The sequence below is a fragment of the Bordetella sputigena genome (assembly GCF_965137885.1).
GTDB classification, from domain to species: Bacteria; Pseudomonadota; Gammaproteobacteria; order Burkholderiales; family Burkholderiaceae_B; genus Bordetella_C; species Bordetella_C sputigena.
On the sequence record NZ_CBCSCA010000004.1, the window covers coordinates 99599 to 116939 of the forward strand.

Annotated in this window: 16 protein-coding genes; 4 read left to right on the forward strand and 12 right to left on the reverse strand. The window is 66.3% G+C overall.

Features of this window, described 5'->3' with window-relative positions; translation table 11 throughout:
• Positions 1 to 38 precede the first annotated feature (38 nt).
• From ACNA0R_RS09095 to ACNA0R_RS09130, 8 genes are all read right to left on the reverse strand, one after another.
• Positions 39 to 1019: an isoaspartyl peptidase/L-asparaginase family protein gene (locus ACNA0R_RS09095; protein WP_415825648.1), complete on the reverse strand. Its 981-nt coding sequence runs from the start codon at positions 1017 to 1019 to the stop codon at positions 39 to 41.
• Positions 1016 to 1897, reverse strand: a complete 882-nt coding sequence (locus ACNA0R_RS09100) for a MurR/RpiR family transcriptional regulator (protein WP_415825649.1) — start codon at positions 1895 to 1897, stop codon at positions 1016 to 1018. The genes ACNA0R_RS09095 and ACNA0R_RS09100 overlap by 4 nt, the downstream gene beginning before the upstream one ends.
• A 257-nt stretch (positions 1898 to 2154) precedes the next feature.
• Positions 2155 to 3165 (reverse strand): lysylphosphatidylglycerol synthase domain-containing protein, encoded by a 1011-nt coding sequence (locus ACNA0R_RS09105; protein WP_415825650.1) that lies wholly within the window; start codon positions 3163 to 3165, stop codon positions 2155 to 2157.
• The gene (gene clsB / locus ACNA0R_RS09110) at positions 3146 to 4372 is read right to left on the reverse strand and encodes a cardiolipin synthase ClsB (RefSeq protein ID WP_415825651.1); all 1227 of its coding nucleotides are present in this window, start codon (positions 4370 to 4372) and stop codon (positions 3146 to 3148) included. The genes ACNA0R_RS09105 and clsB overlap by 20 nt, the downstream gene beginning before the upstream one ends.
• Positions 4373 to 4442: 70 nt before the next feature.
• Positions 4443 to 5207: an endonuclease/exonuclease/phosphatase family protein gene (locus tag ACNA0R_RS09115; RefSeq protein ID WP_415825652.1), complete on the reverse strand. Its 765-nt coding sequence runs from the start codon at positions 5205 to 5207 to the stop codon at positions 4443 to 4445.
• Positions 5208 to 5367: 160 nt separating this feature from the next.
• On the reverse strand, positions 5368 to 6030 hold the full coding sequence (locus tag ACNA0R_RS09120; RefSeq protein ID WP_415825653.1) for a CoA transferase subunit B: 663 nt from the start codon (positions 6028 to 6030) through the stop codon (positions 5368 to 5370).
• Between the two features lie 12 nt (positions 6031 to 6042).
• Entirely contained in the window at positions 6043 to 6741 is a 699-nt protein-coding gene (locus ACNA0R_RS09125; protein ID WP_415825654.1) for a CoA transferase subunit A, read from the reverse strand.
• 109 nt (positions 6742 to 6850) lie between these two features.
• A complete protein-coding gene (locus ACNA0R_RS09130) occupies positions 6851 to 7300 on the reverse strand; it encodes an acyl-CoA thioesterase (protein ID WP_415825655.1) in 450 nt (149 codons plus the stop codon).
• Between the two features lie 75 nt (positions 7301 to 7375).
• Between ACNA0R_RS09130 and ACNA0R_RS09135 the strand changes: the two genes are divergently transcribed.
• The 3 genes from ACNA0R_RS09135 (at position 7376) to ACNA0R_RS09145 (ending at position 11108) form a co-directional block, all read left to right on the forward strand.
• Entirely contained in the window at positions 7376 to 9022 is a 1647-nt protein-coding gene (locus ACNA0R_RS09135) for an electron transfer flavoprotein-ubiquinone oxidoreductase (RefSeq protein WP_415825656.1), read from the forward strand.
• 77 nt (positions 9023 to 9099) lie between these two features.
• A complete protein-coding gene (locus tag ACNA0R_RS09140) occupies positions 9100 to 9960 on the forward strand; it encodes an NAD-dependent epimerase/dehydratase family protein (protein WP_415825657.1) in 861 nt (286 codons plus the stop codon).
• Positions 9961 to 10214: 254 nt separating this feature from the next.
• The gene (locus ACNA0R_RS09145; RefSeq protein ID WP_415825658.1) at positions 10215 to 11108 is read left to right on the forward strand and encodes a GntR family transcriptional regulator; all 894 of its coding nucleotides are present in this window, start codon (positions 10215 to 10217) and stop codon (positions 11106 to 11108) included.
• A 57-nt stretch (positions 11109 to 11165) separates the two neighbouring features.
• Here ACNA0R_RS09145 and ltaE read toward each other — a convergent pair whose 3' ends face one another.
• From ltaE to acs, 3 genes are all read right to left on the reverse strand, one after another.
• Positions 11166 to 12182, reverse strand: coding sequence for a low-specificity L-threonine aldolase (ltaE, locus tag ACNA0R_RS09150; protein ID WP_415825659.1), 1017 nt, complete (start codon positions 12180 to 12182; stop codon positions 11166 to 11168).
• 11 nt (positions 12183 to 12193) lie between these two features.
• Entirely contained in the window at positions 12194 to 13099 is a 906-nt protein-coding gene (locus tag ACNA0R_RS09155; RefSeq protein WP_415825660.1) for a DMT family transporter, read from the reverse strand.
• A gap of 73 nt (positions 13100 to 13172) precedes the next feature.
• Complete coding sequence (acs, locus tag ACNA0R_RS09160) at positions 13173 to 15152, reverse strand: acetate--CoA ligase (protein WP_415825661.1); 1980 nt, start codon at positions 15150 to 15152, stop codon at positions 13173 to 13175.
• Positions 15153 to 15549: 397 nt separating this feature from the next.
• On the opposite strand from acs, the gene ACNA0R_RS09165 reads away from it, so the two are divergent.
• Positions 15550 to 16722, forward strand: coding sequence for a hypothetical protein (locus ACNA0R_RS09165; protein WP_415825662.1), 1173 nt, complete (start codon positions 15550 to 15552; stop codon positions 16720 to 16722).
• Here ACNA0R_RS09165 and ACNA0R_RS09170 read toward each other — a convergent pair.
• Positions 16719 to 17336, reverse strand: coding sequence for a TPM domain-containing protein (locus ACNA0R_RS09170; protein ID WP_415825663.1), 618 nt, complete (start codon positions 17334 to 17336; stop codon positions 16719 to 16721). The genes ACNA0R_RS09165 and ACNA0R_RS09170 overlap by 4 nt on opposite strands.
• Between the last annotated feature and the right edge of the window lie 5 nt (positions 17337 to 17341).

Sequence of the window (17341 nt, forward strand, 5' to 3'; positions counted from 1 at the left end):
GCAAAACACATAAAACAAGCGTCGCGCCCGCTGCCGCATCATCGATAGATGGCGGCCACCGGGGCTTCGCCCACGCGGGCATAGCCGCGGTACATGCCTTCGGTATTGAAGGTCAGCGATACATTGCCCTTGCCGTCGACGGCGATCAGGCCGCCCTTGCCGCCGATGCGCGGCAGCTTTTCGTGCATGACGGAATGGGCGGCTTCTTCCAGCGATACGCCGCGATATTCCATCTGCGCGGCCACGTCGTAGGACGCCACCATGCGGATGAACATTTCGCCGGTGCCCGTGGTGGACACCGCGCAGGTCGCGTTGGCGGCATAGCAACCGGCGCCGATCAGCGGCGCGTCGCCGACGCGCCCCACCTGCTTATTGGTCACACCGCCCGTGGACGTCGCGGCGGCCAGGTTGCCCTGCGCATCCAGCGCCACCGCGCCCACCGTGCCGAACTTGCGATCGGGATCGATCGGCGCCGACGCGGCCGGCTGCACGCCGGCCACCATGGCCTGGCCATCATGGTCCAGCACGGCGGCGCCGGGCTGTTCGCGCTGCACGCGCAGCAGCTGCTCGTAGCGCGCCGGCGTCGAAAAATACGACGGGTCGACGATTTCCAGTCCCTGTTCGCGGGCGAAGGCTTCCGCGCCCTGGCCGACGAAGAACACGTGCTTGCTGTTTTCCATGACGCGGCGCGCCGCCAGCACGGGATTGCGCACGCAGTTCACATTGGCGATCGCGCCGGAACGCAGGGTGGCGCCGTCCATGATGGACGCGTCCAGTTCGTGGGTGCCGGCGCTGGTGTAGACCGCGCCGTGCCCCGCGTTGAACAACGGACAGTCTTCCAGGCGCGTAACGGCTTCCGTCACGGCATCCAGGGCGCTGCCGCCGCGCGCCAGCACGGCCTGGGCGGCGGACAGGATTTCGTTCAAGGCATCCAGGTACTCGCGCTCCTGTTCGGGCGTGATCGAGGCGCGCGACATGGTGCCGGCGCCGCCGTGGATGGCCACTACGGGTTGGATCATCGCTTTCTTTCTCCTGAGCCGTGCAGCAGCCACGGCATGATGGATTGGGTAGCCTCCAGCGCGGAGGTCACCGAGTCTTTGGCGCGGAAGGCCACCGCCGCCGCCAGGGCTTCGATCAGGCCCAGCGCCGCCGTCTCGGAATTCGCGGACAGTTGGCGTTCGGCGTGCGCGTACAGCGCTACCGTCGCCAGCGGCGCCAGCGGCGAGGTCGGCTTGTCGGTCAGCGCCAGGACGGGCACGCCGGCTTGCTTGGCCGCGGCGGCCAGCGTCACGGTGTCGTTGACGTAGCGGGGAAAACCGATGACGACCATCAGGTCGTCCGGCTTCATGCGCGGCAGGCGGCGCGCGGCCTGGGACACTCCGCCCGGGCCGGCCAGGGACTCCACCATGTCGCAATGCATGAATAGCGAGCGGTGCATCAGTCCGGCCAGGAACCCGCTGGCACCGAAGCCGACGATGTAGATGCGCCGCGCGGCCAGGACGGCGTCCACGGCCCGCTCGCACGCGGCTGCGTCCAGCGACTGCAGCGAGCGTTCGGCATTGCGGACGTCTTCCTGCAGCGATGCGGCGAACACCTCGGCCGCCGTGGCCGGGTGCGCCAGCCGGGTGCGCAGTTTCTCGACCGGCGCCAGCGCCGATTCGAAGCCGCGCGCCAGTTCGGCGCGGAATTGCGGGTAGCCCGGCAGGCCCAGGGTACGGGCGAAGCGGTTGGCCGTGGCCACCGACACGCCATTGGCCGCGGCGAACTCGTCGATGGTCATGGTCGCGGCGCGGAATTGATGCGCCAGCACGTATTCCGCCAATCGATGCTGCGTCGGACTCAGCGTGGGCTGCGCGTTCGCGATGCGATCGGCAATGGTGACGGCGGGCTGGTTCATGCGGGGCGGGGTTCGCGGCCTGCGGGGCGCTGCGGCGGCCTGGGGCCGGCGGACGGGTCGAGCGGGCGGCACAGAGCGGGGTGGCGGATGGACCGTTGAGTCAACGCAAATGTAAATGGATTTCGAGTGATATTTTATTCATGAAAATAAATTTTCACACTCGGGTTTACCCCTGCCGCAGCGCAACATGAAACAAAGCGGCGCCCTTCGGGCGCCGCGGTGGGGGATGGAAAGGGCTCGGGGGAAGCCCGACCGGGCTAGCGCGCCGACTCAGGCGCCGGTGGCAGCTCCGCGCCCTTGCGGATGCCAGCTTCCAGAATGAAATACAGCACGGCGGCGATGGCGAATGGCCCGAGGTAGTACACCGCCCGATACGTAAGCAGCGTCCCCAGGATTTCGTAATGCGGGACTTGACCCGACAGCATGGCCACGAACACGGCCTCCACCACGCCCAGGCCGCCGGGTATATGGGTCACCGCCCCGGCGATGCCGCTGAGCAGCAGCACCCCCAGCACCAGTGGATACGGCACGTCGTGCCGCATCAGGACCCACACCACCATCCCGATCGACATCCAGCAGGCGCTGCCCAGCACGCTTTGGGCAATGGCGATCTTGCCCGAAGGCAGGAAGATCTCATGCCCGCGTATCGTCCACGACCTGCGCCGCGACCACGCGCATAGCGCCACATAGACCACGGCCGCGACCACCATCGCCGCGCCGATCAGGCGCAGCGCCCCTGCCCCGATATTCCAGTTGTCCGGGATCGGCAGGACGCCCCAGGCGAACAGTCCGCCCGCCACCCAGAAATAGCCGAGCCAGTTCGTCGTCAGGCTAAGCCCGACGATGCGGGTGATTTCGGCGGCCTGGAGTCCCAGTTTCAGGTACAGCCGGAAACGGAAGCCCACGCTACCGATCAGCGAGCCCATATTCAGGTTGAAGGCGTAGGCAACGATGCCCACCGCCATCACCCTGAACGGAGGAATCTTGTGACCCAGGTAAGGAATCGCCAGCAGGTCGAAGCAGGCGTAGATCAGGTAGCTCAGCACAGCCACGCCGCACGCGCGCAGGAGCACGGGCCAGGTATTGGCCTTCACCGCCTCCATCACCTTGTCCCATTCCACTTCGCGGGCCTGGTTCACCAGCAGGCCGATCACCAGCAAGGCGAAGGCGATGAAGATAACCTTGCGCAGCAGCGGCCAACGCGCGCGCAGCCCGCGGATCAGGCCGCCGTGGCGGGGCGGCGCGGCGCTAAGCGGGTCGCTGCTCATGCGGTTCCTTTGCATCGGTGGCGATCGGCGGCGGCGCCACCGTAAGTAGACGAGGTTTGTGCGCGGGCAGCCAGCCCGTCCAGGATGGAAAGCGACGCAGGAAGTGATAGACGAAGATGCCCCACAGCAGGCGCCGCAGCTTGCGGCTGCCTGGCGGCGCCGGCTCGGGTTCGCGGCAATGGTTCCGCACCAGCCACTCCAGCCGCTCATGCAATACCGCGGCGAAGCCCTGGTCGCGAATCATGACATTCGCTTCCAGGTTCAAGGCCAGGCTGAGCGGATCCAGATTGCTGGACCCGACTGTCGCCCAGGTGCCATCCACGCAAGCCACTTTGCCGTGCAATGGGCGCTGGCAGTATTCGTAGATTTGCACGCCGGCCGCGGTCAGATGGTCGTACAGCATGCCTGCCGCGACTTTGACGATGGGCATGTCGGGCTCGCCCTGCAGGATCAGCCGGACGCGCACTCCGCGCCGGGCGGCATTGCGTATGTCGCGCAACAGGCGATAACCGGGGAAGAAATAGGCGTTGGCGATGGTCACATCGCGCTGCGCCAGGCGTATGGCCGCGCGGTAGTGCCGCTCGATATCGGTGTGGTGGCGCTCATTGTCGCGCACGACAAACATGGCTTCGGCCTTGCCCGCGTGCCGCGCCGGCGCGCCGCGCTGCAGGCGGCGCGGCCACCAGCGGCGGCGCTTCTCCGGGTCTATGGTGCGGCGGGCGAAACGATGGATTTCCGCGACAACGGGCCCATGCACTTCGACGGCATAGTCCTGCTTGGCCTGGGGACCGAAATCCCCCAGATGGTCCGCGGAGAAGTTGATGCCGCCGATGAAGGCGATCTCGCCGTCGACCACGACGATCTTGCGATGCATGCGGCGGAATACATTGGTGCGCAAGCCCATTATCCTGGCGCGCGGGTCGAACAGGCGGATACTGACGCCCGCCCGGATGAGGCCGCCCAGGAAATCTTCGGACAGTCCTTCGGAACCATAACCGTCGACCAGCAGGCTGACGCGCGCGCCACGCCCCGCGGCGGCGATCAGCGCGCGGCGCAAACCCTGCCCGACCTTGTCGTCGAACAGAATGAAAGTTTCCACCAGAACTTCCGTACGGGCCTGCTCGATGACTTCGAATACACGGGGGAAATAGGCTTCGCCGTTTTCGAGCAGGGTGAAATGATTCCCCGGAATCCAGCGCGCGCTCATGGAGCTACCCTCCTGTCGCTGCGCGGATCTTCGCGAAGAGCGGCTTCGCGATTGGGACGGCCGGCCCTTCTCATATCACCACCTCCGCGGCCAACGGCGCATGATCCGACAAATGGGTCCACGGCCGGGTGGCAAGGGCCAGGGGGCGGAAGCGCGCCATGTTGCGGACGTAAATGCGGTCCAGTCGCAGCAGGGGCCAGCGGGCCGGGAAAGTACGGGCCGCCACGCCCTGCGTGGCGACGAAGATTTCCTTCAGACCGGCGCAGCGGCTCAGCTTGGCGTGCGCGCGCAGGCGCCAGTCGTTGAAATCGCCGGCGATGACCACCGGTTCGCCATTCGCCGTATGACGGTCGACACGCTCGCACAGCAGATCCAGCTGCTGCTGCCGGTGCTTTTCCTGCAAGCCCAGATGCACGCAAATCGCATGCAGCCGCTCGGCGCGGTCGGGCGGCTGGATCACGCAATGCAGTAGCCCGCGCTTTTCGTGATTGCCAACGGAGACATCCATATTTTCGTAATGCACGATCGGGAATTTGGACAGGACCGCATTGCCATGATGGCCATGCGGATACACCGCGTTGCGACCGTAGGCGAAGTCTTTCCAGATACTGTCCGCCAGGAACTCGTATTGCGAAGTCTCGGGCCAGCCCTTGAAGCGCGCCGCATGGGCTTCATGCGCGCCGAGCACTTCCTGCAGGAAAACCAGATCCGGCGCGACTGCCCGGACGGCATCGCGCAATTCCGGCAGGATGAATTTGCGATTGAAGAACGTGAACCCCTTATGGGTATTCACGGTCAGGATTTTCAGGGCGAGCGGCGCATTCGCAACAGACATACCGTCCCACGGTCGAATTCGGGATGACCGCCGGGCGCAAAAACCGTGCCCGGCAGTAAGGACCGTGGAAAAGAAAAGCGGTCCCCGGGAGGACCGCTTTTTTGCCAGTTGCGGCTGGCCGGCCAGGCCGAATCCGGCCGGGCCGCATGGGCAAGACAGGTCAGGCTGCCGCCTTCACTCCGCTGGTATCCAGCGCGGCCGGTGTCTTGGCCTTGATTTCCTCCACCGACACCCCCGGCGCCAGCTCGACCAGCTTCAGGCCATCGGCGCCCACTTCCAGCACGCCCAGGTCGGTAATGATCAGGTCCACCACACCGACGCCCGTCAGCGGCAGGGTGCATTCCGGCAGCAGCTTGAAGTCTTCCGTGCCGTCCTTCTTGCGCGCGACATGGTCCATCAGCACCACCACGCGCCCTACCCCGGCGACCAGATCCATGGCCCCGCCCATGCCCTTGACCATCTTGCCCGGAATCATCCAGTTGGCCAGATCGCCTTTTTCGGACACCTGCATGGCGCCCAGGATGGCCAGATTGATCTTGCCGCCGCGGATCATGCCGAAGGAGTCCGCGGAAGAGAAAATCGACGATCCCGGCAGCGTCGTCACCGTCTGCTTGCCGGCGTTGATCAGGTCCGCGTCGACCTGATCGTCGGTCGGGAAAGGCCCGATGCCCAGCAAGCCGTTCTCCGACTGCAGCCAGACCTCGATTCCCGGAGGCACATGATTGGCCACCAGGGTCGGCATGCCGATGCCCAGGTTCACATAGAAGCCGTCCTGCAGTTCACGCGCCGCGCGCGCGGCCATTTCGTCACGAGTCCATGCCATGATTCTTTCTCCTCAAGCGGTGCGGACGGTGCGCTGCTCGATGCGCTTTTCCGGATTGGCGTTGACCACGATGCGATGCACGAAAATACCGGGCAGATGCACCTGGTCCGGATCGATATCACCGGTATTCAGCAGCTTTTCCACCTCAACGATGGTGACCTTGCCCGCCATCGCGACATTGGGATTGAAGTTGCGCGCCGTCTTGCGGAAGATCAGGTTGCCGCTGCGGTCGGCCGCGTAGGCCTTGACCAGCGACACATCCGGCACCAGCGAACGTTCCATGATGTAAGTCTGGCCGTCGAATTCGCGCGTTTCCTTGCCTTCGGCTACCAGCGTGCCTACACCGGTACGCGTGTAGAAGGCCGGAATGCCGGCGCCGCCGGCGCGCAGCTTTTCCGCCAGCGTGCCCTGGGGCGTGAATTCCAGTTCCAGTTCGCCGGCCAGGTACTGGCGTTCGAATTCCTTGTTCTCGCCCACGTAGGAGGCGATCATCTTGCGGATCTGCCGGGTGGCCAGCAACTGGCCCAGCCCGAAGCCGTCCACGCCGGCGTTATTGCTGATGCATGTCAGGTTCTTGACGCCCGTGTCGCGCAGGGCGGCGATCAGGGCTTCCGGGATACCGCACAGGCCGAAGCCCCCCACGGCGATCAATTGGCCGTCCTTGACGACTCCGGCCAGCGCCTCCGCGGCGCTCGCGTAAACCTTGTCCATCGCTCCAGCTCCAGAATAGGGATTAACGTACCTGCCCGGCCCGGTGGTAAGGGCGCGGACGGTCGATTTGACGTTGTGCGTCTTGCGACGCGGTCGATTTTACGGGGATCTACCGGGCCTGGGGGGGCCGCAGGATTTCCGCCAGCCTGGCCAGGACCCGCTCGGGCCAGGGCTCGGGCCGGTTGCCCAGATAGTCCAGCCAGACCAGCACATTGCGGCCGCGCGCATACGGACCACGCGCGTCGCCGACCTTGTCCAGCGTCAGCTCGAACTCCATGCTGGATCGCCCCACCCGCGTCAAGGTGTGCGTGACCCGTACCGAGGCGGGATACGTCAGGGGACGCAGGAAATCGCAGGACGCGTGCGCCAGGATGGGACCGGCATCGGCCGGCAGGGTGACACCGGCGGCATACAGGATCTGCATGCGCGCTTCTTCCATCAGGCGGAAGTACAGCGTGTTGTTCAGGTGGTTGAGCGCATCGGAATCGCCCCAGCGCAGGGGCATTTCGACGATATGGGTGCTGCCGGGGGCAAGTAGGGGGGTGTCGGATGTGGTCATGGAGAGCTGCAATACAATCCAGGGTTCATCCAAATCATATACTTCCAGCCCACATCGCATCAGGGGACAAGGCGCATGTCAGATCGGGAATCGATGGAATACGACGTGGTGGTCGTCGGCGGCGGACCCGCCGGCCTGGCCGCCGCCATCCGGCTCAAGCAGCTGGCCGCGGAAAAAAATCATGACATCAGCGTCTGCGTACTGGAAAAAGGCGCGGAACTGGGCGCTCACATCCTGTCCGGCGCGGTGATGGACCCACGGGCGCTGACCGAGCTGATCCCCGACTGGAAGGAAAAAGGCGCGCCCTTGAACGTGCCGGTGACGCGGGACAAATTCATGTTCCTGAGCCGCACCGGCGCGCGCGTGACGCCGCATTTCCTGCTGCCGGACTGCTTCCGCAACGAAGGCAATTACATCGTGCGACTGGGCGACGTGGTGCGCTGGCTGGGCGAACAGGCCGAGGCCCTGGGCGTGGACATCTTCCCCGGTTTCGCGGCCGCCGGCGTCCTCTACGACGACCAGGGGGCGGTACGCGGCGTGGTCACCGGCGATATGGGCGTGGCGCGCGACGGCAGCCACACCGCCAACTATCAGCCCGGCATGGAGCTGCTGGCGCGCTACACGCTGTTCGCCGAAGGCTCGCGCGGCCAGCTTGGTCGCCAGTTGATCGAGCGCTTCCGCCTGGACGAAGGCCGGGACCCGCAAAGCTACGGCATCGGCATCAAGGAAATGTGGGAAGTCGATCCGGCCCAATCCCATCCCGGGCTGGTGGTGCACACGGCCGGCTGGCCGCTGGATTCCGATACCTATGGCGGATCGTTCCTTTACCACCTGGACAACAATCTGGTGGCCGTGGGCATGGTTGTCGGCCTGGACTACGCCAATCCCTGGCTGTCGCCCTTCGAGGAATTCCAGCGCTACAAGACCCATCCGGCGATCCGGCCGACCTTCGAAGGCGGCAAGCGCATCGCCTACGGCGCCCGGGCGCTGACCGCGGGCGGGCTGCTGTCCCTGCCCAAGCTGGCTTTCCCGGGCGGCGCGCTGATCGGCTGCGAAGCCGGTTTCCTGAACGCGCCGCGCATCAAGGGCAGCCATGCCGCCATCAAGTCGGGCGCGATGGCCGCGGAAGCCGCCTTCCAGGCCGTGGTGGCCGACCGCCGCCAGGACGTGCTGGCCGCCTACCCGACCGCCTTCGAAACGTCATGGCTGCGCGCGGAGCTGTACAAGGCGCGCAATTTCAAGCAATGGTTCAAGAAGGGCCGCACGATGGCGACCCTGATGACCGGCATCGAACAATGGCTGCTAAAGGGCAATTTTCCCTGGACCATCCACCGCACCAAGCCGGACCATGCCTGTCTGCAGCCGGCCTCGCAATGCGCCCGCATCGATTATCCGAAGCCGGACGGCAAGCTGACGTTCGACCGGCTCAGCTCGGTGTTCATTTCGAACACCAACCACGATGAGAATGAACCGGTTCACCTGACGCTCAAGGACCCCAGTGTGCCGGTGGCGGTGAATCTGGCCAAATACGGCGGCCCTGAGGCCCGCTACTGTCCGGCCGCGGTGTACGAGTTCGTCAAGGACGACCACGGCGCCGACCGCCTGCAGATCAACGCGCAGAACTGCGTGCATTGCAAAACCTGCGACATCAAGGACCCCACGCAGAACATCGTCTGGGTCGCGCCGCAGGGCGGCGAAGGGCCGGTCTATAACGGGATGTAGCATGCGCGCGCCGGGCCGCCCCCAAGCGCGCATCCTCCCTTGGGAAGGATACGCGTAGCGACAGGAGGACAATACCCATGGTCGACGCCCGGGACGGCGACGAACGCATCCTGCTGGTGGGCGGCGGTGATCTGGGCCAGCGCGTCGCGCGCCGGCTGCGTGAGCTGCCCCAGCCGCCGGCCCGCATCTGGGCGGCGCGGCGCAACCCGCCGTCGTCGTCGCCGGACATCGAATGGCTGGCCGCCGACGTGACCCGCCCGGAGACGCTGCCGGCGCTGCCGCCGGACCCGACCCGGGTGGTCGTCGCGCTCAGCCCCGGCCGGCGCGAAGAAACCGCCTATCGCGCGGTATTCATCGACGGCCTGCGCAATGTGGTCGAGCGACTGGACCGGCGCAGCCTGCGCCGCCTGGTATTCGTCTCGTCGTCCGCGGTCTATGGCGATCACGGCGGGGACTGGGTGGACGAAGCCACGCCCCCCGCGCCGCCCGGCATGAACGGCACCGTGCTGCTGCAGGCTGAACAGTGGCTGCTGGCCCAGGGCCTGCCATCCACGGTGCTGCGCCTGTCGGGCCTGTACGGCCCCGGGCGCCTGCAACTGCTGGACCGCCTGCGCGCCGGCCAGGCGCGGGTGCCGCGCGCGACGCCGCATTGGGCCAACCGCATGCATGCCGACGACGCCGCCGGCGCCATCGCTCACCTGCTGATGCTGCCGGATGCCCTGCCCGTTTACATCGGCAGCGACGACACGCCGCTGCGCATCGACGTCCTGTACGACTTTCTGGCCGACCAGCTAGGTTGCGCGCGGCCCCAGGACGGGCCGCCGCCGGCCGGAATCGGCAGCAAGAAACTGAGCAACGCGCGGCTACGCGCCAGCGGCTATGCGCTGGCGTGGCCCGACGCCCGCGCCGGCTATGCCGCCCTGCTGATGCCAAGTTGATGCTGCGTCGAGACCGCATGGGCGCCCCGTTGACGCTCCATTGACGCCACGTCGATGTTGCGAGAATCCCAACAAGCATCGCGCGGCAGTCGCCATCCCGACTTATTCCGCGTATTCTCCGTGCTCGAAACCCCTTGCTCCAAACCTGTTCTGCAATCGTTTTTGCCATCGCATGTAAGTGCGGGCTCACAATAAATAAGAAAAATACCGCGGTAGGCCGTTCGCAGCAGTCGTGACCCATCACAGGGAGCACCATGCAGGCGCAGAAACTCGTTTCACGGCCGACAGGGCTGCAAGTCGATCTGGCTCGCCGCATCGCCGGCGACATCATTTCCCACATCCACCAGACCGGCACGCATCTGTCGGAAGAGTCGCTGGCCAAACGCTACCAGGTGTCCCGCACGCCCGTCCGGGCAGCGCTGAAGCTGCTGGCCGCCGAAGGCTTCATCGAATCGCGGCCCAGCAACGGTTATTACGTCGGCGAAGTCCCCGACGGCAAGGCCCCGCCGCTGCTGCACGCCTGCGGGATGACCGCGGACGATCTGTACAGCAGATTGATCCAGGATCGAGCCGACCGCCTGATCCCGGACAGCTTCACCGATCGCGATCTGCAGCAGCGCTACGGCGTCACGCGCAGCGTGCTGGCCAAGACCCTGGTGCGCCTGAGCGCGGAAGCCATGATCGAGAAGCGCCAGGGCCACGGCTGGCGCTTTACCTATTCGCTGCTGGAGTGCGAGGCGCGCCTGGAAAGCTATCGTTTCCGGGCGGCCATCGAGTGCGCCGCGCTGTCGCAGCCGACGTTCAAGGCCGACCCCGCGATGCTGCGGCGGCTGCGCGCCGCCCACGAAGCGGTCTTGCGGGACAGCGCCGTCGCCGACCTGCCGACGGACGTCTTCTTCAATCTGAACGCGGATTTCCACGAAACGCTGGGGCGTTTCTCCGGCAACCGGTTCTTCCTGCAGGCCATCCAGCAGCAGAACCAGTTGCGGCGGCTGGAAAACCGCGGCGCCTTCGCCCGGACCTCTCCGCGCTTCCGGCCGTCCATAGAAGCGCACCTGGCGATCATCCAGGCGCTGGAAGACGACGACAGGGAATGGGCGGCGGCGCTCATGCGCCACCATCTGCTGCATGTGATGCAGGAGACCTGACGCCCGCCCGCCCCCCAGGCGCGGACGCACCGCTGGGGGCCGCGATGCCCGCGCGCCTCAGGCGCTCGCGAAATAATCCTTGACCGCGGCCACCACGGCATCGATGTCTTCGCGCGAGATATCCAGGTGGGTGACCAGCCGGGTCGGGCCGCCATAGACGGCTTTCAACAATACACCGCGCGATTGCGCGTGCGCGGTCAAGGCATCGCAGTGCCGCTCGGGCACTTGCACGAACACCATATTGGTGGACTGACGCAACACGGTGACTTGCTCGACCTGCCGCAGGCCCTGCGCCAGGCGCTCGGCATTCGCGTGGTCTTCCGCCAGACGCTCGACATGATGCTCCAGCGCGTACAGGCAGGCGGCCGCCAGGACGCCGGATTGGCGCATGCCGCCGCCCAGCACCTTGCGCCAGCGCGTCGCGGTGTCGATCAGATCGCGGCTGCCCACCAGCACCGAACCGACGGGCGCGCCCAGCCCCTTGGAAAAGCAGATGGATACGGAGTCGAAGGGCCCGCACGCCTGGGCCAGATCCAGGCCGGACGCCACGGCTGCGTTGAAAACCCGGGCGCCGTCCAGATGCACGGCCAGCGCCTGGCCGCGCGCGAAAGCCGCCGCTTCCTCCACGTAAGCCTGCGGGATGACCTGGCCATGGAAGGTATTTTCCAGGGCCAGCAGCCGCGTCCGCGCGAAGTGCGGATCGCCCTTGGGCTTGATCGCCGCGCGCAGCTTGTCCAGGGGCAGGCTGCCGTCCGCCGCGTGCTCAATGGGTTGCGGCTGGACGCTGCCCAGGACCGCGGCGCCACCGCCTTCGTATTTATAGGTATGGGCCAGTTGCCCCACCAGATACTCGTCGCCGCGGCCGCAATGGGCCATGATCGCGGCCAGATTGCTCTGCGTGCCGGAAGGGAAGTACAGCGCGGCCTCCTTGCCTGCGCGCGCGGCCACCTCGGCCTGCAGGCGCTGCACGGTGGGATCGTCGCCCATGACGTCGTCGCCCACGGGGGCGTCGACCATGGCGGCGCGCATGGCCGCGGTGGGGCGCGTCACGGTATCGCTGCGCAAATCAATCATCTTATTTCCTTTCATGCCGGTAAGGGACGCGGCGGGGACCGGCCCGCCGCGCGCGCGACCACGATCAGGCCGCACAGGATTAGGACCATGCCCACGCCTTCGACAGGCGCGGGACGTTCGCCGAAGATGGGCCAGGCCAGCAAGGCGGCGATGACCGGCGTGCCCAGGCTGGACATGCCGGCCACCGAGGCCGGCACCCGCCGCACGACGATCAGCCACAACAGCCATCCCGCCGCCGATGCGGCCAGGATAATGTAGGCCATGCCCAGAAGCAGTTGCGTGTTCCAGACCGCGGCGATCTGCGGGACGGCCAGGGCGACGGGCGCCATCGCCACGCCGCCGATGAACATCTGCCAGCCCGTGAAGACGACGATGTCCGGCTGATGGCGGTTGAAGCCGCGCTTGGCCAGCACGGTGCCCAGGCCCCAGAACAGGCCGCCGGCCACGCCCAGCAGCACGCTGACATTGTCGCCCAGCTGCTTCCATGGTTCGATGATGCAGACCAGGCCCAGCGCGGCCAGCGCGATGCCCAGCCAGTGACGGCGGGTGGGCGTTTCGCCCAGCACCATCCAGCTGAACAGCACCACCCAGAAAGGCATGGTGTAGGCCATCAGAGATACCTTGGCCACGCCGCCGTGTACCAGCGCCAGCTGGACCATGCCCTGGAAGGCGGCGGTCTGGGTCAGCCCCACCAGCAGGGTGTCGCGCCAGGACGGCATGGACAGCCGCCGGCGCGTCGCCATGGCTACCGCCAGGAGCACGGCGCCGCCGCAGACATAGCGCACGACCACGAAATCGAAGGGGCCGATGTAGGGGACCACCATTTTCATGGCGATCCAGCTGCCCGCCCAGGCCAGGACGGTGATCACCATCAGCACCCATGCGACGCCGTCGACCGCGCCGTGTCGCGCTTTCATTTTTCCTCGCTAGGGCCGGCGCCGGGGGCCGGCGAAAGCAGGCATTCTACGCGGCCCCGGCCACCGCCTCTGGCTACACCGACTTCGCCAACTGCTCCAGAATCTGCGGATTTTCCAGCGTGGACACATCCTGCGTAATTTCCTCGCCCTTGGCGACCACGCGCAGCAGGCGGCGCATGATCTTGCCCGAACGCGTCTTGGGCAGGTTGTCGCCGAAACGGATGTCCTTGGGCTTGGCGATGGGACCGATCTCCTTGCCGACCCAGTCGCGCAGCTGGCGTGCGATCTCCGTGGCTTCGCTGCCTTCCGGCCGGGTCCGCTTGAGCACCACGAAGGCGACCACGGCCTCGCCCGTGGTGTCGTCGGGCCGGCCCACCACCGCGGCTTCCGCCACCAGGGGATGCGCGACCAGCGCGGATTCGACTTCCATGGTGCCCAGCCTGTGGCCGGAAACGTTCAGCACATCGTCGATGCGGCCCATGATCCAGAAGTAGCCGTCGGCGTCGCGCTGCGCGCCGTCGCCCGCCAGGTAATAGCCGCGCAGTTCGGGCGGGAAATAGCTTTTCTTGAAACGCTCCGGATCGCCCCAGATATTCCGGATCATCGCCGGCCAGGGTTTCTTGATGACCAGGAAGCCGCCATTGCCCTGATCGACGTCGGCGCCCGTCTCGTCGACGATGGCCGCCGCGACGCCCGGCAGGGGCAGCGTGCAGGACCCCGGCTTGGTCGGCGTCGCGCCGGGCAAGGGCGTGATCATGTGGCCGCCGGTCTCCGTCTGCCACCACGTATCCACGATGGGGCAGCGCTCCTTGCCCACATTCTTGTGGTACCACATCCAGGCTTCGGGATTGATGGGTTCGCCGACGGTGCCCAGGATGCGCAGGCTGTCCAGGTCGTAGCGGCTGGGGTGGGTGTCGGGATTGGCGTCCGCCGCCTTGATCAGCGAACGGATGGCGGTCGGCGCGGTATAGAAAGTCGTCACCTTGTGGCGCGCGATCATGTCCCAGAAGCGGCCGGCGTTGGGATAGGTGGGCACACCCTCGAACACGACCTGCGTCAGGCCGGCGGCCAGCGGTCCGTAGGCGATGTAGGAGTGCCCCGTAATCCAGCCGACGTCGGCGGTGCACCAGTAGACGTCGTCGGCGCGCGCGTCGAAGGTCCACTTCACCGTCAGCAGCGCCCACAGCAGGTAGCCCGCCGAGGAATGCTGCACGCCCTTGGGCTTGCCGGTGGAGCCGGACGTGTACAGGATGAAAAGCGGGTGCTCGGCTTCCACCGGCACGGGGTCGCAGGTATCCGGCTGATTGGCGGCGACCTCGTGCATCCACAGGTCGCGGCCGGCATTCCAGGCCACCTGGCCGCCGGTGCGGCGGTAGACGATGACCTGGCGCACGGCGTCGCAGCCGCCCATGCCGAAGGCTTCTTCGACGGCCGGCTTCAAGGGAATGACCTTGCCGCCGCGCACCTGTTCATCGGCGGTGATGACCAGCGATGCGCCGACGTCGACGATGCGTTCCTGCAGGCTCTTGGCGGAAAAGCCGCCGAACACCACCGAATGGGTGACGCCCAGGCGCACGCAGGCCTGCATGGCGACCACCGCCTCCACCGACATGGGCATATAGATGATGGCGCGATCGCCCTTCTTGTAGCCCAGCGATTTCAGGCCATTGGCGAAACGGCATACCCGCGCCAGCAGGTCGGCGTAGGTCACTTTGTCGACCTTGCCGTCGTCGCTTTCGAAGATGATGGCGACCTTGCCGGCGTTGCCGTTCTGTACCTGCTTGTCCAGGCAGTTGGCGGAGACGTTCAGTTCCCCATCGGCGAACCAGCGATAGAAAGGCGGGTTGCTGTCGTCCAGCACCTGGGTGAAGGGCTTGGTCCAGACCAGGTTGTCGCGCGCCATGCGCGACCAGAAGTTCGTGCTGTCCTGGTCGGCCTCGCGGTACAGCTTTTCATAGGCCTCCAGGCTGGGAATGGACGCTCCCTGCGAGGCGCGCTGGGGCGGCTGGAATACCCGGTTTTCAACCAGCACGGATTGGATGGCGTTGGACATGGCGGTCTCCTGAGGACGATGCGCGTAGTTCTGTTGTTCTTTGCTGCGTTGGCTGGCGTGCCTGCGCCCGCGGATGGCGGCGCGGCACGCGCGTTGTCGGGACATCACGACGCCCCCCACCGATACAGGCAGAAAGGCGGCCTGTCGACAAAAAGAGCCCCCACGCGGCACCGGTAAAACCGGCTTGCTACCCCCTAGGGGCTTTTTGCCTCGGGGTGGCCCGTCGACAAAAAAGAAGGATAGCAGCAGCGCCGTAAATCCGTCTTCATTTCATCTCGGGAATACCCCCGACACAGGAACGCAGCGGCCTGCCCGCCCTACCCAGCCGCGTCCCGCCACCGGGGTCCGGCGCCCCTCGCATGGCCGGCCCCGGGTCCGCAATCCACATGGAGATTGAATGTTTTCGACGACCGCATCCGCCTGCACCAGCCAAACGCGCTTTCCGCCGGATGACTTCGACACCCACGGCACCCTGCCGCCAGCGGCGCCATCCGGACCGTCGTGGCAGCCGGGCTGGATCGTAAGCTACCCGTTGGGCCGTGGCGGGCCATCCGTGCCCGGCCCGGCCGCGGCGGGCCAGGCCGCATTCGGACGCGGACTCGCGCTGGAACTGCACGTCGCCGACGACATCCGCCGCAACGAAGAACCGCTGATGGAGGCATTGGCGATCATAGGCACGACGATGACCGGCGAGATGCTGTTGACGGACCTGTCCCGCAAGCTGGGGCACCGCCCCATCAGGATCACGCGCGCCACCCGCCCCCAACAGGCCGGCCTGAGCGCCGATCCGCGCGGCGGGTTGCGCATGGCGCTCTACCCCGACACGCTGCTTTCTCGCGGCGCGTCGATGCAGGCGCATGGCGGCCGCGAGCCGTTTTCAGCACGCGAACAATACGCCTGCGGACTGTTCGAGTTCCTGCTGTGCGCGATGAACCATTTCGAATGCGGCGCGATGGCCCCATCGGACCGCCTGCATCTGCATCCCGAAACCATGGCGTTCCGCCAGTCGCTGCTGGATATCATGCGGCACGCACCCATCGCCACGGCCGAGAAGTCCACGCAGAACGGGCATGCCCATGTCGGCCTGCGCTTCGAGCTGAACGACAACATGGCCCCATACCGCGACGGCTTCCACCGCGCGCTGGTCACGCTGCGCGGCATCCCCCTGGGCTGCCAGTTGCTGAAGGATCTGGCGGACGTCATCGCCGGCCACACCCTGCACGTCTACCATGTGGACCTTGCGCGCGATGCCGGGGTCCTGCTGGGACTCGATGCCAGCGTGCACTGGTACTACAACGTAGGCGCCGCCACCGCGCACGGCGCGCTGCTGCAAGTGACGGACGACGACTTGACACAGGAACAGCGCGAAGCGTGCGCCGCCTTCGACATCCTGAGAAAAAGCTGGGAATCCCTGCAAAGAGACCACAACGTGGCGGCGCCGCGCGTAGAACCCGGGCAGCGACTGGACCTGGACCTGGCCCGGCGCGCCTTTCGCGACAATCTGATGGATGACCATCGCGGCTACCTGGGCGCGGCCATCGCGGTCCATGAGGACCGCGTGCGCGTTTAGCGCAGGACCACCAGCCGATTAGGCAATTCGTCCCGTTGCGACGAACTGGGCAGATGGCGCGCGAGCAGCGCGCCACAGCTTTCGATGCAGCCGATAAAGCCCTGTATGGTCTGGCCCTGCCGCACCTGGCGGGTGAAGTCGGCAATGATGGGTTCCCATGTCGTATCGGGAAGCAGCGCGCTGATGCCGCGATCCACCAGGATTTCGACATGTCGCTCGGCTTCCGATACGAAGATCAGCATGCCGGTTTCACCGCGTGTATGGTGCAGGTTCTGTTCCAGGAACTGGCGTCGCGCCAGGTTGCCGGCGCGCCAGCGCCGCACGTGACGGGGAATCAGCCGCGCCGTGATCGCCGGCACGCGAAACAATAGCGCCAGCGCCACGAACACGGCCCATTGCGTCAACAGCAACTGGTGCGGGCCCAGGGCCACGATGCCGTAGTTCAAGATGCCAGGCACGACCAGCGCAATCAAGCTTGCCCACAGCAAGGGGATATAGGCATAGTCATCGGCGCGCTCGGCCAGCACCGTGACGATCTCGGCATCGGTGTCGCGCTCGACTCTTGCGATGGTCTGCGCCACCAGTTGCAGTTCGGTTTCATTCAGCAGTGTCATGGATT